The sequence below is a fragment of the [Phormidium] sp. LEGE 05292 genome, assembly GCF_015207735.1.
Lineage (GTDB): Bacteria > Cyanobacteriota > Cyanobacteriia > Cyanobacteriales > Aerosakkonemataceae > Floridanema.
Genome location: NZ_JADEWG010000058.1, coordinates 1 through 23,472 on the forward strand (window position 1 = coordinate 1; position 23,472 = coordinate 23,472).

The 23,472-nt window shown below is 41.1% G+C and carries 24 protein-coding genes; 10 read left to right on the plus strand and 14 right to left on the minus strand.

All coding sequences use genetic code 11. The annotated features are described in order from the left end of the window. Positions 1-86: 86 nt before the first annotated feature. Positions 87-1,406, minus strand: a complete 1,320-nt coding sequence (locus IQ264_RS16965; RefSeq protein ID WP_193981981.1) for a DNA cytosine methyltransferase — start codon at positions 1,404-1,406, stop codon at positions 87-89. A 391-nt stretch (positions 1,407-1,797) separates the two neighbouring features. Further along, a complete protein-coding gene (locus IQ264_RS16970; RefSeq protein WP_193981982.1) occupies positions 1,798-2,805 on the minus strand; it encodes a metal ABC transporter substrate-binding protein in 1,008 nt (335 codons plus the stop codon). A gap of 125 nt (positions 2,806-2,930) precedes the next feature. Here IQ264_RS16970 and IQ264_RS16975 point away from each other — a divergent pair, with 125 nt between their 5' ends. Together IQ264_RS16975 and IQ264_RS16980 are read left to right on the plus strand one after the other, a co-directional pair. Then, a complete protein-coding gene (locus IQ264_RS16975) occupies positions 2,931-3,692 on the plus strand; it encodes a metal ABC transporter ATP-binding protein (RefSeq protein WP_413470355.1) in 762 nt (253 codons plus the stop codon). Positions 3,693-3,841: 149 nt separating this feature from the next. Next, positions 3,842-4,729 (plus strand): metal ABC transporter permease, encoded by an 888-nt coding sequence (locus IQ264_RS16980; RefSeq protein WP_193981984.1) that lies wholly within the window; start codon positions 3,842-3,844, stop codon positions 4,727-4,729. 82 nt (positions 4,730-4,811) lie between these two features. Here the strand turns inward: IQ264_RS16980 and IQ264_RS16985 are convergent, their stop codons facing one another. The 6 genes from IQ264_RS16985 to IQ264_RS17010 all read right to left on the minus strand — a co-directional run bounded on the left by IQ264_RS16985 (position 4,812) and on the right by IQ264_RS17010 (position 9,727). Next, positions 4,812-5,258, minus strand: a complete 447-nt coding sequence (locus IQ264_RS16985; RefSeq protein ID WP_193981985.1) for a type II toxin-antitoxin system VapC family toxin — start codon at positions 5,256-5,258, stop codon at positions 4,812-4,814. Then, entirely contained in the window at positions 5,255-5,497 is a 243-nt protein-coding gene (locus tag IQ264_RS16990) for a hypothetical protein (protein WP_193981986.1), read from the minus strand. The genes IQ264_RS16985 and IQ264_RS16990 overlap by 4 nt, the downstream gene beginning before the upstream one ends. A gap of 122 nt (positions 5,498-5,619) precedes the next feature. Then, positions 5,620-8,373, minus strand: a complete 2,754-nt coding sequence (locus IQ264_RS16995) for a bifunctional acetate--CoA ligase family protein/GNAT family N-acetyltransferase (RefSeq protein ID WP_193981987.1) — start codon at positions 8,371-8,373, stop codon at positions 5,620-5,622. Positions 8,374-8,575: 202 nt separating this feature from the next. Further along, complete coding sequence (locus IQ264_RS17000) at positions 8,576-8,776, minus strand: hypothetical protein (RefSeq protein WP_193981988.1); 201 nt, start codon at positions 8,774-8,776, stop codon at positions 8,576-8,578. A 466-nt stretch (positions 8,777-9,242) separates the two neighbouring features. Further along, positions 9,243-9,512: a hypothetical protein gene (locus tag IQ264_RS17005; RefSeq protein WP_193981989.1), complete on the minus strand. Its 270-nt coding sequence runs from the start codon at positions 9,510-9,512 to the stop codon at positions 9,243-9,245. Next, positions 9,509-9,727 carry a hypothetical protein gene (locus tag IQ264_RS17010; RefSeq protein ID WP_193981990.1) on the minus strand — a complete coding sequence of 73 codons (219 nt, stop codon included), beginning with the start codon at positions 9,725-9,727 and terminating at the stop codon, positions 9,509-9,511. The genes IQ264_RS17005 and IQ264_RS17010 overlap by 4 nt, the downstream gene beginning before the upstream one ends. A gap of 237 nt (positions 9,728-9,964) precedes the next feature. Between IQ264_RS17010 and IQ264_RS17015 the strand changes: the two genes are divergently transcribed. The 4 genes from IQ264_RS17015 to IQ264_RS17030 all read left to right on the plus strand — a co-directional run bounded on the left by IQ264_RS17015 (position 9,965) and on the right by IQ264_RS17030 (position 11,500). Beyond that, positions 9,965-10,189 (plus strand): DUF433 domain-containing protein, encoded by a 225-nt coding sequence (locus IQ264_RS17015; RefSeq protein WP_193981991.1) that lies wholly within the window; start codon positions 9,965-9,967, stop codon positions 10,187-10,189. Further along, complete coding sequence (locus tag IQ264_RS17020; protein ID WP_228061604.1) at positions 10,186-10,404, plus strand: DUF5615 family PIN-like protein; 219 nt, start codon at positions 10,186-10,188, stop codon at positions 10,402-10,404. Before IQ264_RS17015 ends, IQ264_RS17020 begins: the two co-directional genes overlap by 4 nt. A gap of 350 nt (positions 10,405-10,754) precedes the next feature. Next, a complete protein-coding gene (locus tag IQ264_RS17025) occupies positions 10,755-11,033 on the plus strand; it encodes a hypothetical protein (protein WP_193981992.1) in 279 nt (92 codons plus the stop codon). A 2-nt stretch (positions 11,034-11,035) separates the two neighbouring features. Further along, positions 11,036-11,500 (plus strand): HNH endonuclease, encoded by a 465-nt coding sequence (locus tag IQ264_RS17030; protein ID WP_193981993.1) that lies wholly within the window; start codon positions 11,036-11,038, stop codon positions 11,498-11,500. Positions 11,501-11,521: 21 nt separating this feature from the next. Here the strand turns inward: IQ264_RS17030 and IQ264_RS17035 are convergent, their stop codons facing one another. The 6 genes from IQ264_RS17035 to IQ264_RS17060 form a co-directional block, all read right to left on the minus strand. After that, positions 11,522-11,734, minus strand: coding sequence for a hypothetical protein (locus IQ264_RS17035; protein WP_193981994.1), 213 nt, complete (start codon positions 11,732-11,734; stop codon positions 11,522-11,524). A 69-nt stretch (positions 11,735-11,803) separates the two neighbouring features. Beyond that, entirely contained in the window at positions 11,804-12,262 is a 459-nt protein-coding gene (locus IQ264_RS17040) for a protease inhibitor I42 family protein (protein ID WP_228061605.1), read from the minus strand. A gap of 147 nt (positions 12,263-12,409) precedes the next feature. Continuing rightward, the gene (locus tag IQ264_RS17045) at positions 12,410-13,228 is read right to left on the minus strand and encodes a C1 family peptidase (RefSeq protein ID WP_193981995.1); all 819 of its coding nucleotides are present in this window, start codon (positions 13,226-13,228) and stop codon (positions 12,410-12,412) included. Positions 13,229-13,282: 54 nt separating this feature from the next. Next, on the minus strand, positions 13,283-13,744 hold the full coding sequence (locus tag IQ264_RS17050; RefSeq protein WP_193981996.1) for a hypothetical protein: 462 nt from the start codon (positions 13,742-13,744) through the stop codon (positions 13,283-13,285). A gap of 80 nt (positions 13,745-13,824) precedes the next feature. Next, on the minus strand, positions 13,825-14,754 hold the full coding sequence (locus IQ264_RS17055; protein WP_193981997.1) for a hypothetical protein: 930 nt from the start codon (positions 14,752-14,754) through the stop codon (positions 13,825-13,827). A gap of 635 nt (positions 14,755-15,389) precedes the next feature. After that, positions 15,390-17,102 (minus strand): alpha-amylase family glycosyl hydrolase, encoded by a 1,713-nt coding sequence (locus IQ264_RS17060; RefSeq protein ID WP_193981998.1) that lies wholly within the window; start codon positions 17,100-17,102, stop codon positions 15,390-15,392. 680 nt (positions 17,103-17,782) lie between these two features. Here IQ264_RS17060 and IQ264_RS17065 point away from each other — a divergent pair. From IQ264_RS17065 to IQ264_RS17080, 4 genes are all read left to right on the plus strand, one after another. Beyond that, on the plus strand, positions 17,783-19,231 hold the full coding sequence (locus IQ264_RS17065; RefSeq protein ID WP_193981999.1) for an NB-ARC domain-containing protein: 1,449 nt from the start codon (positions 17,783-17,785) through the stop codon (positions 19,229-19,231). Positions 19,232-19,771: 540 nt separating this feature from the next. Then, positions 19,772-22,210: a phosphoenolpyruvate synthase gene (gene ppsA, locus IQ264_RS17070; RefSeq protein WP_193982000.1), complete on the plus strand. Its 2,439-nt coding sequence runs from the start codon at positions 19,772-19,774 to the stop codon at positions 22,208-22,210. A gap of 468 nt (positions 22,211-22,678) precedes the next feature. Further along, positions 22,679-23,188 (plus strand): photosystem I reaction center protein subunit XI, encoded by a 510-nt coding sequence (locus tag IQ264_RS17075; RefSeq protein WP_193982001.1) that lies wholly within the window; start codon positions 22,679-22,681, stop codon positions 23,186-23,188. A 106-nt stretch (positions 23,189-23,294) separates the two neighbouring features. Continuing rightward, positions 23,295-23,411, plus strand: coding sequence for a photosystem I reaction center subunit VIII (locus IQ264_RS17080; RefSeq protein WP_193982002.1), 117 nt, complete (start codon positions 23,295-23,297; stop codon positions 23,409-23,411). Positions 23,412-23,472: the final 61 nt, after the last annotated feature.

Here is a 23,472-nt window from a genome sequence, read left to right on the forward strand (position 1 = left end):
GGGACAAGGGGACTCTTGAGAATTTTTATCTTCTGCCTTCTGCCTTGGAGCCTTTCTTCCCTTCTGCCTTCTGCCTTGGAGCCTTCTTATACTGATGCGGTTTGTAGTTTTTTGTATTCTCGCTTTCTTGGTTCTACAATGCGGGGATTGACTTCGTATTTTTCTGCTGCTTGGGTCATGGTTAAGTCTAGTAATTTTTCATCTCCTAATTGTTGTTTTTCTGTAGGTTTAATTGGGTCTATTCCTAAAGCTTTAATAATTTCTGATGCGATCGCTCTTGCCAACAAAGGTGGTACGGAATTTCCTACTTGTCTAAAACCATGCCATTTAGTTGAGTGAAACCTGAACCAATCAGGGTAAGAATGCAGTCTGGCTGCTTCTCTAACTGTAATACATCGCGGACTAAATGGGTGAATTGGTCGGGGGGATGTAAAGGCACCTTGATTACTAGGTGTTCCGGCTCTCAATGTGTTACAAATTCCTTCGGGATGCAATTTATAAAAACGGCTAACTGGTTCAATTTTGCCGTGACTTGTTTGTTCAAATCTTTGCATTGCTTCTGCCGAATGTTTGGTACGCAAACTAGCAGTAATGATTGTCGAATCGAACTCTCTTGTGTAACTATAATTATCGTCTTCTTCTATCAAACTGCGAAGTTTTGCTGCATATTCACTGGGAATACCGTACTTGGCAATTATCCAATCTTTAGTTAGTAATTCTGGGTGATTTAGTACTTCTGGTAAATCTCCGATCGCATCCCAAACTGTAGGAACTAAAGGTAAGGTCGAAGTCGTAATTTGTTTAGTTTTTCCGGCTCGTTTGGAGTTAGTGGCGGTGATTGGTTCGGGATATTTCGGTAAGGGTAATCCTGGGCGCGAACCTAACAAAAATACCCGCGATCGCGCTTGTGGTACTCCATAATGAGCTGCATTAAGTACTTGGTAATTTTCTCTTAATTGATAGCCTTTTTCTTGAAATTCCTGAATAATCTCTCCAAGTAATGCTTGGTGTTTCCCTATAGTTAATCCCCGAACATTTTCTAAGACAAAATATTTAGGTTGTAGTTCTACCACTAATCTCACAAATTGTTTTAATAAAGCGTTGCGCGGATCTCCTAAATCTCGTTTCCCAATTAAAGAAAACCCTTGACAAGGAGAACCACCAAATACTATATCTATTTCGCGATCGCCAATTTGCGAAAGCTCTCTAATGTCTCTGCCAGTTGTGTTGTTAATATCCCGACATAAAGTAGTACAAAAGGGAAAGTTATATTCGTGGGTGGCGCAATGAATGGGATCTATTTCTACAGCAGCTAATACATCAAATCCTGCTTGTTCAAAACCAAGCGTCATCCCACCAGCACCCGCAAATAAATCTACACCAATAGGCCGTTTTTTGCTATTCATGCTATATTCTGCTGAATTTTTTATTTAAGAATTAAGCTGGATATCAACTTATTTTTCGTATAGCTAACCCAGTATTGGGAATAATACAGCATAATCTCTGGCTATGGCTGAATTTTTTCTGTCAAGTTACAAGAAGTATACTTTAATGTGTGTTTCTGTAATCTATTCGGGTATTTTTGTTACTTACAGTTAGGTAAAGGGGTGATATTAATTCCCATAAATACTTTTAGTTAATTCTGACACAAAAAGCTAGTTGTGCAGCGACACAGGGAGATTTTTATGGGGGTGATTAGCCGGACTTGATATACCAGCAGTTTGCCGGAAAGATTAATTAAAAGCGATCGATCTTAGTATTTACCTTGCTGATTTAGGATGAGAAATAATTATCACATTAAGGCTGAATTTTCTGATTTGGTTGAAACGGTTTATACTCCCCGCCTAAAGCTGTGACGATCGCCTTAGTATTAGCAACCATCATTTTAATATAAGTATCTCCATCGCTACCGGGCGCACCGATTGAGTCAGAATAAAGTTGGTTTGGTGCTAATTTAACTCCGGCTTCCTGCGCCACAGTTTTAATTAAAGCTGGATTAATTGTGGTTTCAGCAAAAATTGCTGGTACGCCTGATTTTTTTAAAGAATCCACTAATTTTTTTACTGTTTGGGCGCTGGGTTGTTCTTCCGTACTAATGCCAATTAAAGTGCCAAAAATCTCCATTCCATACCCACGACCATAATATTGAAAAGCATCGTGGCTGGTGACTAATTTACGCTTATCAGCCGGAATTGTGCTAATTTGTTGGGTAATCCAAGTGTCCAACTGTTGCAATTCTTGTGTCAACTTTTGGGCATTTTCACTAAACTTTTGTTTGTCTTCCGGTGATAAAGTAATCAAAGCATTGCGAATTGCATTCACCATTTGAATTACATTTTTTACATTACCCCAAACGTGAGGATCTGGGACTACTTCCCCTTGACCTTTGTCTAATTGTAAAGGTTTCACTACCTCCCCCGCTGCCAATTTTTGCGCCTGAATACCCGCAGCATTCATTAACTTAATTAATCCCGGTTCTAAGTTATAGCCGTTGTAAACTATTAATTTGGCTTTTTCTAATGCCACACTGTCAGCGGGGACTGGTTCATAAACGTGCGGATCGGCACCAGGTTGTAAAATTCCCTTTAATTGAATTTTGTCTCCTCCTATTTCTGCTGTCAAGTCAGCGAGGATGGTGCTGGTGGCGACAACATTGGGTTTACCGCTTGTCTGAGTTTGGGAACGGTTCGCACTTTGGGGGTTACAGCTAAGTAAGCCAAAAGCTAGGAAGGACAAGGAAAGGGCGAAAGCTGTGGCGGAAAACTTACCCTGTATCCGGTTTGCGGTGTGAATCATTGGTGCCATTTATCTTTGGTATTCAATCCTTTTATAGATGTTTTCATAATTGTCTCATTTTTATACTATGCTCAAAGAAGTACGATCGGATCAAGATTATGAAAACTCTCAACTTACCCACCGATGAACACTGGATGCAGCAAGTTTGCCATGTTAGGGATATTCCCAGGATTACGATTAATCACTTAGGGGTCAAGTATCGCACGGTAGAGGCATTGCGCGACGTTAGTTTTACCTTAAATTGTGGTCGGGTGACGGGAATTATTGGCCCAAATGGTGCGGGAAAAAGTACCTTGTTAAAAGGGATGTTGGGGTTAATTCCGGTTAGTAGTGGGACAGCAATTTATCAAAATCAACCTTTGATGGATCAGTTGGCAAAAGTTGCTTATGTACCGCAACGATCGCAAATTGACTGGACTTACCCCGCGACAGTTTGGGATGTAGTCATGATGGGTAGAGTGAGAAAAACGGGATGGTTTCGCCGCTTTTCTATTGTAAGTCGTAAAATTGCCCAAACTGCGTTGGAAAGAGTGGGAATGAGTGCGTTTCGCGATCGACCGATCGGACAACTTTCGGGAGGACAACAACAAAGGGTATTCTTAGCTAGGGCGTTAGCGCAAGAAGCAGAAATTTTCTGTTTTGATGAACCCTTTGCTGGCATAGATCAAAAAACTGAAGCTGTCATATTTGAAATTTTCCGCGAACTAGCTAACGAAGGCAAAATTGTCTTAGTTGTGAATCACGATTTAGGTGAGTCGATCGCTAATTTTGATGATTTAATTTTATTAAACCAAGAATTAATTGCCGCAGGTTCTAGAGAAAAGGTATTTACCCAAGAAAACCTTTATCGCGCCTACGGTGGACAAGTGATTTTCTTCCAAGGAAAAGCAGCTTAAGCATCTAACCAAAAATTAAGCTTTGGATATTTTTTCACCACAGATATCCACAGATGAACACAGATGTTTTTTTAATCTCTTTGTCTGATGCTAAATACCTTTTTTCTCTTTCCTTTGCGTCCTTTGCGTCCTTTGCGGTTTAATAATCTATGCTCGAAGCGTTAATCGAACCATTACAATATAGCTTCATGCAACGATCGCTAATTATCGCCATATTAGTTGGCTTAATTTGTGCGGTTGTTGGCAGTTATTTAATGGTACAAAGACTAGCTTTGCTAGGAGATGCCATTAGTCATTCGGTGTTACCGGGATTAGCGATCGCCTTCATGTTAGGTGCGAATATTTTTATTGGCGCTTTTATTGCGGGGGTGATTAGTACAATGGCGATCGCATTTATAAAAACTCGATCGCCCATCAAAGAAGATGCCGCAATGGGGATAGTTTTCTCCGCCTTTTTCGCCTTGGGAATCACCTTAATTACTATCATTCAAAAAAGCAACAAAATCGACCTAAATCACTTTTTGTTTGGCAACATTTTAGGTGTCACCTTTGATGAAGTTTGGGACACCGCAATTATTGCCGCCATCATCTTATTCGTAGTAGGATTAATTTACAAAGAACTACTTTTTTACACCTTCGATCCTTTAGGCGCACAAGCAGCAGGTTTACCCGTTAACATCCTCAACTTCGGCTTAATGCTACTCATCGCTTTAACCATAGTTGCCAGCATGAAAGCAGTCGGAGTTATCTTAGTTTTAGCATTATTAATTACCCCAGGTGCCACCGCATATTTACTAGTAAAACGCCTGCATCAAGTAATGATTTTAGGTGCGCTAATTGGGATATTTTCCAGTATTTCGGGAATGTATCTCAGCTACTTTTATAATTTACCTTCTGGCCCCGCCATTGTCTTAGTCGCATCGGGATTTTTTATATTAGCATTACTCTTTAGCCCCAATTATGGCATCTTCACTCAGAAAAATTTCAGCTTGGGACAATCATCATTGTGGCGAGAATTAAAACAAATATTTCGTTAAAAGCGAAACCCAACCTACGATTCTACAATTCCAAAATCCGAGCAGTATTGAGAGTGAGTGCGATCGCACTACATTTTCTAGACTAACTACTGAAGCTATTGGGGTGAATAATTTCCAGTCCTTCAATTGCGACGAAATCTTGAGGATTTAAGGTGAGGAGATGAGAGATATTATGAGTTAACATTACTGCTTGTATGCGGACATCATGGGTGCGTTTACCTGAAATTTTGTGAGATGTAACAAGACTCAACCATTGGGGAAATATTGCAGGTGTTTCTTCTAGCAAGTCGAATTGATTAAGCAACATTTGTACTGCTTGCTCTGTTTTTTCTACTGTCCATCCTAGTCCATTTACATTTATAGGACGAGTGGCTACAACCCAAAATTCCGTGATAACTTGAGCGGTAATAAAGCACTGACCACCTTCTACCAAGATTTGTGAAATAGCATTATTTATCAGGTTATACTCGATGGAGTCACTATCAGTAAATCTGAGAATAATATTTGTATCTAGCAAATAGTTAGTCATCTGCCTCGAGCGTCATAAATGTTTTCTCGGCGTAGAGCTTCATCACATAGATTAACATCACTTTTAGGAAATTGAGCGGCCCATTTGCGAAATTGCTCGGCTTTTTCGATTGAGGTTACACCTTTGTGAGTAGTTGCCTCTCTTAGTCTATTAGAGAGCTTTTCTTGAAAGAGTATTTGGTCTTCAGGTGAGAGGTTTAATACCATTTCCACAAGAGAATTAACAATCTGTACATTCATAGTTTTTTCGGAAATTTTTGAGCTTATACTCTATTATATGCAAGTGTTGTAGTAAACAAAAACGCGAAGAACTTTTTCCAAAAAATTCTTCGCGTTTGTTAATTCTTGATGCTGTGATTCTTTTACAAATCAAGAATCATTTTCACCATTGGTTCACCCAAAATACGTTCTGCCCGAAAACCTAATTTCTGACTGATGCGTTGCATTGCCATATTATCAGTGAGAATGTCGGCAGTAACTCGGTTTAACTTTTCATCACGGGCAATTTGTAACAGTCGCCGCAGAAATTCTGTACCTAAACCTTTATGTTGATACTTGTCAGCAATTAACATGGAAAATTCGGCTTCATCTGTACCATGTAGTTTGCTTAATCTGCTAATGCCAATGATTTGGGGTTGTCCAGTTTCGGGATTAGTGTATTCTGCAACTAATGCCATTTGGCGATCGTAATCAATAAAACAAATCCGCGATAAGCGTTCGTGAGTTGTTCGCTGACTAAGTTTTACCAAATGTGCGTAACGCAAATAAACCGACTCTTCGGAAACCATTTTATGAAAGTCAAACGCCAAAGGTTCATCTTCAGGACGGATGGGACGGATGGTAACTTCTGTACCATCTTTCATTGTCCAAGGTGCAACATATTGGGTGGGATAAGGTCGAATGGCTGGTTTTGGCAGTTTATCTTCGCTAATTTCAGGATCGTGCAGAACTACGCGAGCGTCAAGAGCTATTAACCTGTCTGGCGATGCAAGTAGCGGGTTAATGTCAATTTCCTTAATCCAAGGTTGTTCGACAACTAACAAGCTGAATTGTACTAATAACTGTTCGAGTTTCGCTAAGTCAACTGGTGGACGACCGCGAACTCCTTTCAAGGCGGTGTAGATTTTGGTTTGTTCCATCATCCGCCTTGCTAAGGTAGAATTCAATGGCGGTAATGCTAAAGCGCGGTCTTTGAAAACTTCTACTAGTTGTCCGCCTGTACCGAACAGTAACACAGGGCCAAATTGTGGGTCTACACTACTACCAATGATAATTTCGTAACCTTCGAGGTTGAGCATTGGTTGCACAGTTACACCGAAGAAGTGTTCTGCACCGACTTTTTCGGCTACTGCTGACTGAATACCACGATAAGCGCCTCTAACTGTTTCGGCATCTTTGAGTAGTAACCTGACTCCACCCACGTCTGTTTTGTGGGTAATGGTTTCGGAATATAGTTTGAGAACTACTGGATAACCAATTTTTTCTGCAAGTTCTACTGCTTCTTCTTCAGTGGTGGCTATTTCTGTGGGAACTGTGGGAATGTTGTAACTGGCGAGTAGTTGTTTAGATTCGTATTCGGTGAGGATGGTTCTACCAGTTTGTTTGACTGAGTTAATTATGGATTTTGCTAGGATGATATCGCATTCCTTTTCCCCACAATTGTCTGATAATATCGGAGTCTCATATATACCCCGCAAATTATAACTGTACCGCCACATCAAGTTAAATACATGAGCCGCTGTATCGGGATAAGGAAAAGTGTAAATGCTGGCGCGGTTGAGAATAGCTTCCCCTGCTGCTACTTCATGCCCACCCATCCAACTCGCTAAAATTGGTTTACCCTTAACAGGGTTTGTCTTCAGTTGTTCTACCACATCCTCAGCCGTTTTCGTTGGGTTAGACATGGCTTGAGGTGTGAGCACTATTAACATTCCATCACTGTTAGGGTCTTTTAGCGCTATTTCTAGAGATTTGCTGTACCTTTCTGGGTCTGCATCTCCTAAAATATCAATTGGATTATGAGTACTAGCTGATGGTGGCAAAATTGGTTGAAGTTTCTCGACTGTTTCCGAAGACAGTTCTGCTAGTTCTCCCCCACCTGTAATTAAAGCATCTGTAGCTAATACTCCAGGCCCTCCAGCGTTGGTGAGAATAGTTAAGCGTTTGCCTTTGGGACGTGGTTGTTTGGCTAAAACTTCTGCCATATTAAACAAGTCGTCAATGGTGTTGACTCGCAATACTCCACTGCGACGGAATGCGGCGTTTAATACTTCATCGCTACCTGTAAGTGAACCAGTGTGAGAGGCGGCGGCTTTGGCTGCGGCTTCAGTTTGTCCGACTTTAATCACTATAATTGGTTTACTTAAGGCTACTTCTCTAGCTGCGGAAAGGAACGATCGCGCATCTCCGATCGACTCCATATAGATTACTATGCTCTGAGTATGGGGGTCATCGCCCAAATAATAAATTAAGTCGCCCCAACCTACATCTAACATGGAACCAATGGAAACGAAGGCACTAAAACCGACGTTTTCTTGGAAACTCCAATCTAAAATTCCGGTGCAAAGTGCGCCACTTTGACTGATGAAGCCGACGTTTCCCGGCAAAGCCATTTTACTGGCAAAGGTGGCATTTAATCCCGAAACTGGATTCATTACGCCCAGGCAGTTTGGCCCAATAATTCGCATTCTGCCGCGACGAGCTTGTTCGAGGACTTGCCGTTCTAATTCTAACCCCGCAGCGCCAATTTCTTTAAATCCTGCGGAAATTACGATCGCGCCTTTCACTCCCGCATCCACACATTCGCTAATTACTCCTGGTACAGTGGCAGCAGGTGTAACTATCACGGCTAAATCTACTTTTCCCGGAACTTCTCCGATACTGGGATAAGCTTTAATTCCTAATACGCTAGGGCGTTTTGGGTTAACCGGAAAAACTGTACCGCCAAAGGGACTACTAATTAAATTCCACAGTATTGTCCGTCCGACACTGCCTAGTTTTTCCGTTGCGCCAATTACTGCAACATTTTTTGGCGCAAAAATAGCATCTAATGGTTGATGTTCATATCGCAACACATCATGTGCTGGGTCGGTAGTTGGTTTTATATAAGTTTGCATTGAGCGTTCCTCTCGATCAACTCATTTCTTTGAGTCGCCGCCTCTTCTCCAATTTAACTATTTTCTTTTACTACTGTCACTTGGATAGAATACTTTACTAAATAAGTTAACAATTCCAATAAAAACGCTACATTCTAGTAGCGTTAAGTGGATTAATTATACAATTTTCATACAGGATTAATTTAAATTTTCAGGAATTTCTTTATGTTTGCTGATTAGCTAACTCTCGATTTGGTGGCAAATTCTTGTAATCAGCACCAAATTGTACAATTGCTAAATGACAACTTTTCCATTCCGCTCTTACTGATACACCCAACATTTCACAATATCCACCACGTCTTCCAGTTAATTTGTAGTAATGACAACACCTACAGGTTGAGGCTGTGCTGTTTGACGCTTTCATAGAGGACATTTCCTGTTTATTTTTTTTAGCGAATTATTGTGCCGATCTGAGTAAATTATGCAAGAGATTTTTGAGATTTCGCCATAATTAGTTGAGTTTGTATTTAAAAAATTGTATTTTTTTATAAAACTTTACACTGCTAATTAATAAATGTATTGCTGTTTACAATTTTGCAGAAAATAGCTTTTTCAGAATTAATTCTTCATACAGCAAAACTATTGCATCTGTCGGTGTTCTAGAATACTATTTGTGCTATGGATACTATTTTGCTAGGCGCGAACTTGGTCTACCTTTGACGGAACAGGAAGCTGAATTTCAAGAGTTTTTGCAATGGTTACGTCAGAAATTTCAGGTGGAAATGGATCAGAATAACATTGTTTACGAACGGCTTGCTTTTGATCCCCCCAACCCCCCTTATCAAGGGGGGCTAAGAAAGAGCCAGACTTGTAACTAGCAACTTGAGTTACTACAACTGTTCTAGCAACCTGTCATATTCTGTATGTGAACCAACCCAAAACCAAATTACAGTGTCTCCATCCAACACACCAACCGCTCGATAGTTTTTGCTAATTCTGGCAGAATAAATTGGTAATTCTGAATGCACTTTCTTGAAACGCAGACTCGGATAAGAAGGATCTCCTTTAAACTGGCGATATGCCACCCGTGTTTGCTGTTGAACTGCTGCGGGTAGATCGGCAAACAATCTACGGAACTCGATTGTAGTGCGTGACTTCACAATGTTTCTGGATCGAGTTCTTGAGTTTTGCCTGCGTGATACTCTGCCAATGCAGTTGCTGCAAGTTTAGCCAGAATATCTGGGGAACGAGAGAATGATTCATCCCAGCGTCGATCGTCTTCAAGTTCCTCCAGAATCATTGCTGCGATCGCATCTTGTTCACTAGCAGGTAAGGTTTTCAATTTGGCGATCGCACGTTCCAGTAACTCAGTCATCGCTACCACTCTCTGACAATGAAAACGATATTTTATCCATTATCGCCTTACTTCAGATAAAGAAAGCATTGCCTTCCAGCTATATCTGAGAAAGAGCGATCGCCTACGGCACGTTGCGCGATCGCCCTTTTGCTCAATCTCCCCTTGAATCAAGAAACTTCCCTCTGATTAAAATGAGAACAGACACAGGCAAGCGTAACTTTAAATAACTCTAGCCGCTATTCAAATCAACTAACTATGAACTACTCAGAAATCATTACCATTGAACCGGGAAAACGCAGCGGTAAACCCTGTATTCGGGGAATGCGAATCACCGTTTATGATGTCCTCTCCTACCTCGCTTCTGGAATGACCTATCAAGAAATTCTCGAAGACTTTCCTTATCTGACTCAAGAAGATATTTTAGCTTGTCTCAGCTATGCTGCCGATCGAGAACGGCAAACCTTAATTGTGAAAACATGAAATTATTGTTTGACCACAACTTATCCCCTCGCTTAGTCAATCGACTGGCTGATATTTTCCCTAATTCCAATCACCTGTTTTTGTTGGGATTTGACCAAGTACCCGATCGAGAAGTGTGGCAATATGCCCGCGATAACAATTTTATAATTGTCACCAAGGACTCAGATTTTAACGAAATTGTAATTCTGCGCGGTTTCCCGCCGAAAGTGATTTAGATTTGGCGGGGAAACTGTAGTACTGGAGATATTGAAACAATCTTGAGAAATAACTTTGTTGATATTGAAAACTTCAATCAAAACCAAAACTTAGGCATTTTCACTCTGTATTAAAAAATAGTATTTATTTGGAACTTCAGATGAATATGCGATTGCTCTCGATAACTAATGAAGAAAGCGATCGCCTTCCAGCATATCTAAAGAGCGAGCGCACTTGAAGAGAAACAGTCAGTAATCAGAAATCAGGCGATCGCAGTTGCCATCACCTACAGGACGCTGCGCGATCGCAGCCTTCAACCCAAACCTCGGCTACAATCAAATCAGACCACTGGTGAGTGTCTAGACTAATCATGACTATATTCCTACCACCACAACTTAAGTATCTACCAGCGACTTTGCCTATTGAGGGTGCAGTTCGGATTGAGTTGGAAGAGGGGATTCCAGTTTTTCGGGCATCGAGCATTGTTCAAAACCAGATCGAAGCATTATTGGTCAAGCAACAAACCACGCTACTTAGCCCAGAAGAAGAACGAGAACTCGATTGCTACGAAGAAATAGATGACTATTTAAGTTTTGTGAATCGAATGCTCCGAAATTTATCGCTCACTCAAACTCAGCAATCATTGTAGTTGTGTCTTCTCGCAGCAAAATTTCTGACTTTGTTCAAGCACAGGTACGCCAACGTGCAGGTTATTTATGCGAGTATTGTCATGCGTCCGAACAATGGCAGTATGTTCAATTCACAGTGGATCATGTTGTACCGTTATCATTAGGCGGAGCCGATGATTTGGAGAATCTGGCCCTTGCCTGTTTCCATTGCAATCGTAGGAAAAGCAATCGGCTAACGGCAGTTGACCCACAATCGGGCAAAGAGGTGCCGCTATTCAATCCTCGACAGGATAGTTGGTGTGAACATTTTATCTGGTCTATAGATGGACTTTTGATTCTGGCTTTGACTGCCATTGGACGTGCAACGATCGCAAAATTAGCCTTAAATCGAGAGCGAGCGATCGATATTCGCGCCGCCGATAAAGAGGTGGGTCGGCATCCACCAGCAGATGATCCAATTCAATCTGGAGTTGATGGAAGCCAGTAGGGAATGGGATATAGCCATTTTCTAGTAATTATTCAGTAGCGATCGCACTACTCCAAAAAAGCTATCAAGAAGCGATCGCCTTCCACCATATCTCAAGAAAGAGCGATCGCACTCATTAAACAGTATCTCCAGACCAACGCTCGATCTAAAAAAAACAAAATTCCAAGCAACAAAAAAGTGCGATCGCCTTCCACCACATCTCAAGAAAGATCGATCGCACTTTAAAAGAAACAATCAGTAAACAGAAGAAATGCGAGATTAAATCAAGACGGATTCAGGATACTCGACCGATTAGCGATCGCCCTATTCCTTGACTTGAAGTGTCAGATTAAATTGCTGGACAATCGATCGCTCTCCCTCCCAAGGTCGCCATTCCTTGAGTTGTAAACTGGTTAAACCTATAGCTTTAATCCTGAAGGTTAATATTCGTTCTCCTCCTCCACCTACGCCTGCATTTTGGGGAAGAGAAAATTCTGAACTTTGAAGTTCAATAATATTAGAATCAATTTTGTCGATCGCCCAACTGTATCCTGTACTCGGATTTTCTGCTAGGGTGATTACAATCACATCGCCACGATGAACTGTAAATGTTTTATCTCGATCTGTTTGGGTAATTCTCAGCTGTGACACTGTTTTCCTCTCGATATGGTTCACGCGATCGACCACTAAGGCTGCTTTGGGTGTGTTGAGATAACTTGTCACCCCCAGATGAAACTCTAGAACCATAGCCAGAATAATAGGAATCAAAATAGAGAAGTTCATCTTAACTGCACTGTTGTTCTCAATGTAAGTTGGATTAGCCTCACCCCATCAGTCTTCCCAGTTTGGGAAAAGTAATTAGGGGGTGAGACTAAGTAGCATCTTGGACAAATCAGACTATTGCCAAAAAAAGAACATCAAGCTAACTTCCTAAACCGAAATACCATAAGCTTCGGTAAAAGCCGCCTGTGCATAAGCATGAGAGGCATAAGCAAAGCCTTTGTCTCCCCAAGAGGTACTCCAACTATTTCGGATAATAAATCTGTCGGCAGTGTACCCCACAATAGAAACCGCGTGTCCGCCTCGGACGGTTTCTGGTTTATAAACATCAAGCTTGCCTTGTGTGCTAGTTGCTTGATCCCAAGTCGCATCTACTCCCAGTCTAGTTAGAATTGGGCCTTGGGTTGCCAGCCAGTTTTTCCAACCTTGTGCTACTGTCTGCCAACTATCAGAAGGTCTACGCAGGGTAAAGTAACTCGTGATTTTGTATAGAGAAGCCAAGGCATACAAAGAACTTTGGGACTTGTGGCTCAACTTCTCTGGATAGAATACCAATTCAGTTTCGGCAACACAACCATATTTACGGATAATATCAAGGGCAGCCTTCAGGCTAGTTCCAGGTTGTTCCAAAAATGTCGTGGGATAATCAGTGAACTCATCCATTTCTTTGGCAGCCATCCAGACGAATCTTCTGGATAACCATTTAGTCTTATCCTTGGGAAATACTCCCTTCTTAACCAAATGCCACCAAAGAATATCAGCCGTAGCAAAACCAACACAAGCACCATGATCTGTCTGATCTCCAATTAACCACCAGTTATCATCTCTTAGATCTACCGAGGGTGGGATACTCTCTGGTACACTCAATGCTCCTGCTTCAATGGCGGTTTCAACTCCCCAATCTTTTTCAATTTCGCGGGATGGAATGCAATTTAAAATTCTTTGTGTCGGTTTGATTTCTGTAGTCATGGTAAACCTCTATTAGTTAATTTTGGTAAAAAATTGAACAAAAGATCTTGAACTTTACTCAATTGAGCCGCTAATCTGACGGTAAAGTTGATTGTCTAGCCGTCCTTTACCCGTTTGGAACAACCATTTCTCCAGAACACGATTTTTGTCAACAAATTTTTGGGGTTGGTTGTCCTGTCTAGCTACGACTAGTCCATTAGAAATCACAATCTCCTGAAAGCCCTCAATCTCTTTTCCTGGAACGCTGACAATCAGACCGCGATATCCTAATCCTTCTTTGAGAGTCCCTTCTCCTGATGATGGAGGTAAAGATTGAAATCGTTGTACAAACTCATTAGATTCTTGCTCTGTTAATTGCCAATGGGGATTTGGTCTACCGCTAAACACATCCACTTCGATTTGCATTTTTCTGTTTCCTTCTGGGGCAGTACATCCAAGCAAGGCTACCAAAACCACTGATAAGCCTACATTAATTAACCGTTTCGGAGATCCGGCGAACGCACAAGTCCATTGCATGGTTGATTTTTCCTGCTGATTTTGAAGGGGATAAAGTCATGTATAGCCGAAGGCAATGCTTTGCGGTGTAGAGCTTCCATCTATTTAATCTTTTGACTCCGACAAGTGTAGAAGTAACCACAGAAGATGGTGTAGCCATCGCGATCGCAAGTTTGTGGGTTGTAAATTACTTTGCCACTGTTATCAACATTGCGAACAGGGGTGCTACCCGGTTTGTGTGCCCAATAACCTTCCCGCATCAGACGATACCAGTGGAAATCATTAAAGCCAGGACCAGGAGCGATGACCAATGCCACTAGATAGCGGGGTGCCTCCGAATCTGGAAAGCAATCATAGCGGCGATGTAATCCGTCGCATAAGGCAGCACGAGTCACTTCTGCACAATTAATGGCAGTGTACATTTGACCACAACCTCGTCCAGGTTGGGCAAAGGTATCTGTTCGTTTGTTGCTTGCGTAGTTGTAACAATTGTTATTACGCAGAATGGTAGCGTTGTTGTTCCAGAAACCAGGATTGTAGGGTGATGTATCGTAAGTACAAGCAGCTGCCATTTCAGCGGCTGTCTCCATTGTCATCATCTGAGGCAGTCCTTCAACATCGGGAACAGATACTCGATTTGTAGTTTCTAGTTTTTGCTGAAGAAAACTCTGTAACATTTCGCCTAAAGGTAATCCCCCTTCATTGATAGAAGCAGCGTCGGGAGAGATTTCTGCACTACTTATCGAGCTAATTAACCGTTGAGCAATCTCACTGGCTTTGGTGCCAGCTATACCAGAAGCTGTTGCCAAATATAGACTTGCTGGAAGATCGTAGTCTTTCGCCAGTTCGTCTGATAACGGCTCAACTATAAGACCACGAAATCCTAATCCGGCATTTCCGGGTGCAGACTGAGCGACGACACTGCGATTATTTGCAATTTCTTTGAGCGTCGTCCGAGCTTCTTGTTCATCGGTAATAATCCACTCTGGATTAGGTCTACCGGAGAAAACATCGGCACTAATTCGTAACATAATTCATTTCCTATTTCCTCGTTTTTTCAGGGCGAAACATGAGAAAGTTTCTATACTGCCCTGGTTCCATGTATATTAATTTGGAGCTTATAACTATGAATTTCAACCGAAGTTGACGGACTTAAGGAACAATATAAAACTTCTTTTAAGTTCGGTAAATTAACCTTAATTTCGATATTTTTAAGAGTTGGCGATACAGACAAGCTACCTCTGAAAGAAACTCAATATATAGTTGTCACCAAAGAAAGAGCGATCGCGGATTTTTTTTCATACCGCGATCGCTCTTTTCATTTTCACCAATCGTTCCCTATCCTTGACTAAAAGTGGAATTTTCAGTTTTCATAACGATCAACTCCTGTTAGTGGGAAATTCACAGAGAATCTTTCTATTAAGTCCATTTTGCAAATTTAATTCTGTCTAAACAACCGAATTTTAGGAATTTAAGAACGAACTTAAAACAATATTGCTATCTATTTCCAGAAGCGACCATCATTAACCATTTCAGCTAATGAAAAAATGACCGCATAGCATGAAACAAAATCCCAAGCAACAAAAAAGGCGATCGCCTTCCAGCACATCTAAAGAAAGATCGATTGCCTACGGCACGCTGCGCGATCGCACTTTCATCATCCAAACTACAAACCACGCAGAATTACAAACTGCATTGGCTCAAGTTCGAGTTTTACAAATAACGATGGATTGTTAGGATCGGGATGGCTTAAAATCGGAACCGTACCTTCTTTACCGTAAAGGAATTTCATTTCACCTCCCTTCTTTTGCAGGTTACTATCAACCATGACAAAATCTGCCCGATGTTCGGTAGTCGATGTATTGTAGGCGATCAAAATCTCTTCGTAACCGAGAATTCGAGAAAATGCCAGGGTACAAGGGTGTCCTTGAGGTAAGCCAAAATCACGACCATTACCAGAAATTTCTCGGAAGTACATTCGACCAAACCGCAAAGGTTCTGTGTGCCGATAAATATTCGCAATTTTGGCAATTTCTTGGTAAATATTGCATTGCTGATTTAGATAATTAACCTGTGGTTTATCTAAATCAAACATCGCTTCTCGGATTAATTCATCATCTTTACCTTGACCAGCAAAACCTTGCTCTGTTCCGTAATAAATGCAAGTAGTTCCTAACGCACAAAGCAGATAACCTATCCCAGCAATTACTTGTTTATCAGGTGCATGAGCGGCAAATCGCTGTTTGGGATTTAACCCAATTTGATCGTGATTATCAACAAAGGTTACTCGATATCGTCCCAGTTCTCCTCGATTCAATGCTGAATTTCTGAGCGATTCATAACGATCGATTAGATTTATAGGATTGCTCAGACCTTTGAGAACATTTGGTAAAGTCCAGTAAAGGGGAAAATCTAGGACTGATGAAAGACCAAAATAAACCGTTTTATCACCTACTTTTGTAGGAGTGTTTGCACCAATATAACGGTCTACTGTGTCATCTCCAGCTATCAATTCACCAAACAAGAAAAACGATTTTTTGCCCAAGCTGTAGGCATACTCTCGCACAACTGAAGAAAAGCGGGATATTGCCAATTCACCAATGTGTTTTACTGCATCCATGCGAAATCCGTCGATGTCTGCTTCTCGTATCCAGTAGCAGTGAGATTTGATCAGAATATCTTGCAGTTCTCTACCTGCTCGATCTTCGTCATTATTGAAGTCTTTTAGTGAGAAAAAATCACCGCGCTGGTATTCAGGATAAGCATCCCAGTTACGAACTTGACCTCGGCGATGATAATAATCTGGGTTTCTTAGTTCCTGGGGAATTGGTCGGTCTTGTTTCCGCCAATCTCCGAGATCGAATTGTCGATCTTGGTAATAATAATAGTCTTGGTTATTAGGGTAATACCAGTTATCTCCTGAGTGATTGATAACGACATCAAGGAAAACTCGCATTCCTCGATCGTGCGCTGCATTTACTAAATCGATTAAATCCTCTTTAGTACCAAAGCGGGGGTCTATATTCAGATAGTTTTGAATAGAATATCCGTGATATTTATCCGAATCTGGATTAGGCGCATCATTGTTTTCAAAAATGGGACTTAACCAAATGGCGGTGCAGCCTAAGTTTTGAATGTAATCTAAGTGATTTTTAACTCCTTTGAGTTTGCCACCACAAAATTTTTTTAGTTGAGCTTGTTTTCCGCTACCAATAGAACGAGAAGATGTATTAACAGGAATGCGGTTTAAATCATCGTGAAAGCGGTCTACAAGTAGAAAGTAAACGAACTCTTCGCGCCATTCCCGATCGCAATTCCAATAGTGTTTGCCCGGAATCGGACTTAAATCGATTTCCTTAATTGAAGTTGGATAATTCATGGTTTTATGAGAAAATTAAACTGATTCGATCGCACCCATCAAAAGAAAGCTAGTAAAATCCTGTTTTGAAATCTTGTCTGCACCTGTCTAGTATGCAAATTCAATTACATCTAAACAACCGAAGTTTAGGAAGTTAAGAAAGAACTTAAAATCGGAAAAAGTTTCTTAACTTCGGTAGTAATGCGATCGCCTAAAAAAATCAAACCAAAAGAATCAATCGATCCACTATGATTCGGCTAGAACAGAATAACGGAAGTGCAGGCTCGATCGGCGATCGCACCCATCAAATCACAACAACTTTGCCCTATTCACAATGCCGAAGTTAAGGAACGTCCGTAAAATTACTTAACTTTACAAACAGAAAAAGGCGAGTAATATGGGAATAGCTAGGTGAATTCCCATATTCACACCTTAATCTCTGATTTGGTTTTAGTCTGAAGTAGGGCATCGCATCTGTGTTTCTACTCAGAGTTCTTTAAGAAATTCTTTTAATGGGAGCAATTTTTCAGATAACTACCTTTTTGAGTTGTAGATAACTCTGTGGATTTCGACGCTTAAGCCATGTTGCAGGGAAAAATGCAAGTTATCTCCTGTTTCTTAGCGCTTTCTAACGACTGCGCTACAGACGGGCAATTTTCCTCATCCATAAAACATCAATTTATAAATTCGAGAGGTTTCCGATGATACTGGAACGACGGAGCCGGAGACGTGGTGTAATCCTCACGCAACAAGGATTGCAGAAACTCCAAAATGCTAAATCCGAATCCGAAAGTAATGATAACTTTGATAAACGTTATACCCGTGAAACTTTAGGTTTTCGCACAGGGTTAGATCCAGACACGATAGCAAAGGTCTTTGCTTGTGAAGTGGGAGTTGATAAAAAAACCCTAAAGTACTGTTTCCAAACTTTTAACCTGCAACTTGAAACCAATGATTATCAGTTTGTGAAGCCAGACCTCGATTCACTGACAGATAATAGAGAAATTCAAACTGCAAAATTGACAGTTGAGAATTTTGTAGATTGGGGTGAAGCTCCCGATGCTTCTCTATTTTACGGACGCACAGAAGAACTCGCAACGCTTGAGCAATGGATTGTCAAAGATTCGCCTAGCGGCGATAGCTGCGCTTCACGCACTCGCTTAGTTACTCTCTTAGGTATGGCAGGAATGGGCAAAACCTACCTATCTGTGAAACTAGCCCAACAAATTCAGGATAACTTTGAGTTTGTGATTTGGCGATCGCTCCTCCCTACCTCGCCAGTCAACGATCTCCTTGCAGACTTAATCGCCGTCTTATCCAATGGCAAAGAAACTGAACTACCAGAATCATGCGATCGCCAAATTTCACGACTGATTCATTATTTGCAACACCACCGTTGCTTACTAATTTTAGATGGTGCGGAAAAAATTCTCCAAGACTGTGCCCCAAAGATGACCTGTCGAGATGGTATCTGTCTTGTCCACCCAAATCAGGGGGGATACTGTGAGTTGTTCAGGAGAGTAGGGGAAACCACTCATCAAAGTTGCTTAATCTTAACTAGCCGAGTCAAATCACAGCAGATCGCCCCGCTAGAAGGCGATACACGACCTGTGCGGGTATTCCGTCTTCAGGGATTACAAGTTACAGACATCCAAAAACTTTTCCAAACCAAAGGAACTTTTAGAGGAACAAAAGACGACTGGAATCGATTAATCGAACTATATGCCGGAAATCCCTTGGTTCTCAACCACATCGCCACAACGATTCAACAGTTATTTAATGGCAGCATTACTGAATTTTTAGACCAAAAAGTTACAGTTTTTGGTAGTGTTCTCAGCAGTTTAGACCAAGAATTTGCACAGTTGTCGGATACAGCTAAAGCCACAATTCAATGTATGGTACACCATCGTCAACCAATTTCTTTTTCCAAGTTGCGAACCCAGATACAAACCTGTGTTTCCTCCCAAGCACTTTTGGAAACTTTGGAATTCTTGCAAGCGCGATCGTGGATTGAAGCTAAAGCAGGTGTGTTCTCTCTCCAACCAATGATGATTGAATATGTTAAATCTTTTCTGGTTGAAGAGAAGAGGAGTAATTTTCTGGCGATCGCTTTTCTAGATCAACAACATCAACGTCAGGTAGCAAGCTAGTTCAGCGTCTTAGAAATGCAGCACTTTCCCGGTAAATCTATAGGGTGCATCATCACCTTAAACCTGAGTTGTCAAAAAATGAAATTATGATTCGCCCTAGATTTTCTATGTCTTATGGACTGGCTTCTAAGCGGAAACAAAGGCACGATTACCAGTTTTCTCGATTGCATTCTCCTTTGATCCCCACCCGATTACCGCTTGATCCCCTATGTTTCCCAGGGTAAAACCACAAAGTTGACAAAAATATGTATAAGAGTATACCATAGAAATATAACTAGACAGCGATCCCAAAGAAATTACAAGAAAAATTACAAAAGTTGCCTAATTTACCCCTATCTCTATGCCGATCGCTACACTAGGGCTATAAGGACGATCGATTTGCGATCGGCATTTCAAAACAAACTGTTGTTAACAAAATAAGTTAGGCATGAGTGTGTTTCCTAACAGTTAGGAAGCATTTACTAGGAGTTTTTTTCGCCTAAAACCTGGGCGATTTTATTATTTGCCAAATTTTTACTTGATTACCAAGAGGAACTACTCATGGTTAGAGCAATTCAGGAAAAACTTTTTCAATTCGCTAAAGAACAATCTTTAATTCTGTGGTTTGATGAAGTGGGAATTAATGATATTGCTTTAGTTGGGGGAAAAAATGCTTCTTTAGGGGAAATGATTCGAGAATTAACAGCTAAAGGAATCAATGTTCCCAGAGGTTTTGCCACTACCGCTTATGCTTATCGTCATTTTATCCAAGCCGCAGGAGTTGGAGATAAACTGCAAGAACTTTTTGCCGAATTGGATGTGGAAGATGTGAATAGTTTGCGGGAAACAGGGAAAAAAGCCCGGACATTGGTGTTAAATACACCTTTCCCGACAGATTTGAGAAATGCGATTACTAAAGCTTATCAGGAAATGTGTATTCGCTATGGAGAAAACACCGAAGTAGCTGTGCGTTCTTCCGCCACCGCCGAAGACTTACCCGATGCAAGTTTTGCGGGACAACAGGAAACTTACCTGAATGTACAAGGTTTGGCTAGTGTATTACAAGCTTGTCATAAATGCTTTGCTTCTCTGTTTACCGATCGGGCCATTTCCTATCGTCATCAAAGAAACTTCGATCATTTTAGCATTGCCCTTTCCGTCGGCATTCAAAAAATGGTACGTTCCGACCTAGCTTCTTCGGGAGTTATGTTCACCATCGACACCGAAACAGGCTTTAAAAATGCCACCTTAATTACTGCGGCTTATGGACTAGGAGAAAATGTTGTCCAAGGTGCTGTTAACCCTGATGAATACTTGGTTTTCAAACCCACTTTAAAAGATGGCTATCGCCCAATTTTAGACAAAAGATTGGGAAGTAAAGAATACCGATTAATTTGTGATGACGGCGGCTGTAAAGACATGAAAAATGAGCGCGTTCCCGATGTGGAACAGCGACAATTTGCTTTAGATGATGACGAAATTTTACAACTAGCTAAATGGGCTTGTGTCATTGAAGACCACTACAGCAAAGTGCGCGGAACTCACAGCCCAATGGATATCGAATGGGCAAAAGACGGCATTACCAAAGAATTATTCATTGTCCAAGCCAGACCAGAAACTGTCCAATCTCAAAAAGCCGCAAATCTGATTCGCAGTTATGAGTTGAAAGCACACAGCAATGTATTAGTAACTGGGCGGAGTGTTGGCGAAGCAATTGGGCAAGGAAAAGCCCGGATAATGCTAGATGTGCAAAAAATAGAATTGTTCCAAACCGGGGAAGTTTTAGTTACAGATAAAACCGACCCCGACTGGGAACCAATCATGAAAAAAGCCAGCGCCATTATTACTAATAAAGGTGGTCGTACCTGTCACGCCGCAATTATTGCGCGAGAAATGGGCATTCCGGCAATTGTCGGTTGTGGCGATGCTACGGAAGTTTTAAAAACAGGTCAAGAAATTACAGTTTCCTGTGCAGAAGGGGAAGAAGGAAGAGTTTACGAAGGTTTATTACCTTTTGAAGTGAAGGAAGTTGCTTTAGAAAATTTGCCCCATACTCGCACTAAAATTATGATGAATTTGGGCAACCCGGAAGAAGCATTTCGCTTTGCATCTTTGCCGAATGATGGTGTTGGTTTAGCCCGGTTAGAATTTATCATTGCCAATCACATTAAAGCTCATCCTTTGGCTTTAATTAATTACGACAAAATCGAGGATGATGAAATTAAAGTTCCCTTAGCTAAACTCACAGAACTTTATGAGAATAAACCCGATTACTTTGTGGATAAATTAGCCCAAGGGGTAGGAAGAATATCGGCTGCTTTTTATCCCAAACCTGTAGTTGTGCGGATGAGTGATTTTAAGAGTAACGAATACGCCAATCTTTTAGGCGGTCAATTGTTTGAACCGGAAGAAGAAAACCCGATGTTAAGTTGGCGGGGTGCATCTCGTTATTGTGACCCGAAATATCAGGAAGCTTTTGCTTTAGAATGTCGGGCGATGAAGCGAGTTCGGGATGAAATGGGTTTGACGAATGTGATTCTGATGATTCCTTTCTGCCGCACGCCTGCTGAAGGTCGCAAAGTGTTAGCTGAAATGGCGAAACATGGGTTAGAAAGGGGTGTAAATGGTTTGCAAGTTTATGTAATGTGCGAACTGCCCAGTAATGTGATTTTGGCAGATAAATTCAGCGAAGTTTTTGATGGATTTTCTATTGGTTCTAATGATTTGACTCAATTAACTTTGGGGTTAGACAGAGATTCTGGTTTAGTTGCTCATTTGTTTGATGAAAGAGATGAAGCGGTGCGAAGAATGGTAGAATTAGCGATCGCTTCTGCGAAAAAACACCACCGCAAAATCGGTATTTGTGGTCAAGCGCCTAGCGATTATCCTGAGTTTGCTCAGTTCTTAGTCGAGTTGGGAATTGATTCTATGAGTTTGAATCCTGATTCTCTTTTGAAAACACTGTTAATGGTGGCCCAAGTGGAGAAAACGCAGGGTTAACAAACTTGCAGCAGGAGAACCTCCCATATCTTTTAAATCTCTTTCCCAGGTTCAACCTGGGAAAAAAAATTGAGGCTCTGCCTCGAGTAATTTTAACCCTCCTGAAAGCAACGAGTTTTAAATTTTGTTTGAGGACTAGAAATTTCGATGGGGAGATTGCCTGATTAATTATGGGAATCTCCCCATTTTCTTTAAGCATAGATACCCAGGATCTGTAAATAGCTATTGTAAAAAGATTTATAACGTAATGTAAATTTTTTTTTAGATTTAGATCCGGTTTTGATTTTGAGTTGTAAATCAAGAGTTTTCTATAACTCAAAACTCATTACTTAACCTAAGCACCCAGTCTGTAAGATTAACTTTTTTAAAGCTGAGTGCTCATTATGTAATGAAATAACCTGCATTTGCTTAGAATATGAGCTTAAGTTCTTCTGTAGATTTCCAAACAAACAAAGAGGAATATTAAGTATGGCCGATCCTAGAGATGCAGAGGTCGTTAAAGCCTATAATGGTGATCCTTTTATAGGTCACTTGTCCACCCCCATCAGCGATTCCGCTTTTACCAAAACTTTCATCGGCAATTTGCCAGCCTACCGCAAAGGCTTATCTCCTATCCTCCGAGGTCTAGAGATTGGCATGGCTCACGGCTACTTCATCATTGGCCCTTGGATTAAGTTTGGGCCATTACGTGATTATGGCGAAGCTGCTAACTTAGGCGGATTAATCTCTGGCTTGGCGTTGATTCTCATCGCTACTGCTTGTATGTCTGTTTATGGACTAGCTTCTTTCCAAGAAAATGCCAGCACTATTCCTAGCAAGAATCCTCAAGCTCCTGAGCCACTTAAAACCGCTGAAGGTTGGAGTCAGTTGACTGCTGGTTTCTTTGTTGGTGCAATGGGTGGCGCTTTCGTTGCCTTTTTCCTCTTGGAAAACTTCAACGTTGTAGACGCTATTTTCCGTGGTGTAGTCCATCACTAATCCTCTGTCTCTGGTGAACTGACGGAGATTTTTTAATCTCTGGTCAGTAACATGGTCAGATAATCAATTTGGCAAAAATCACTTTAACCTTTTTGGAGATTCTGAAATGACAGGTTCATACGCAGCTTCTTTCTTGCCTTGGATTCTCATCCCCATCATTACCTGGCTTTTACCTGCCATAGTAATGGGTCTGTTGTTTATCTACATTGAGAGCGAAGCTTAATTCTAGTTCTGTCTGAAAGCAGACTCGAAATATCACTCCAATTCCTAAAAATCCCTTGCCA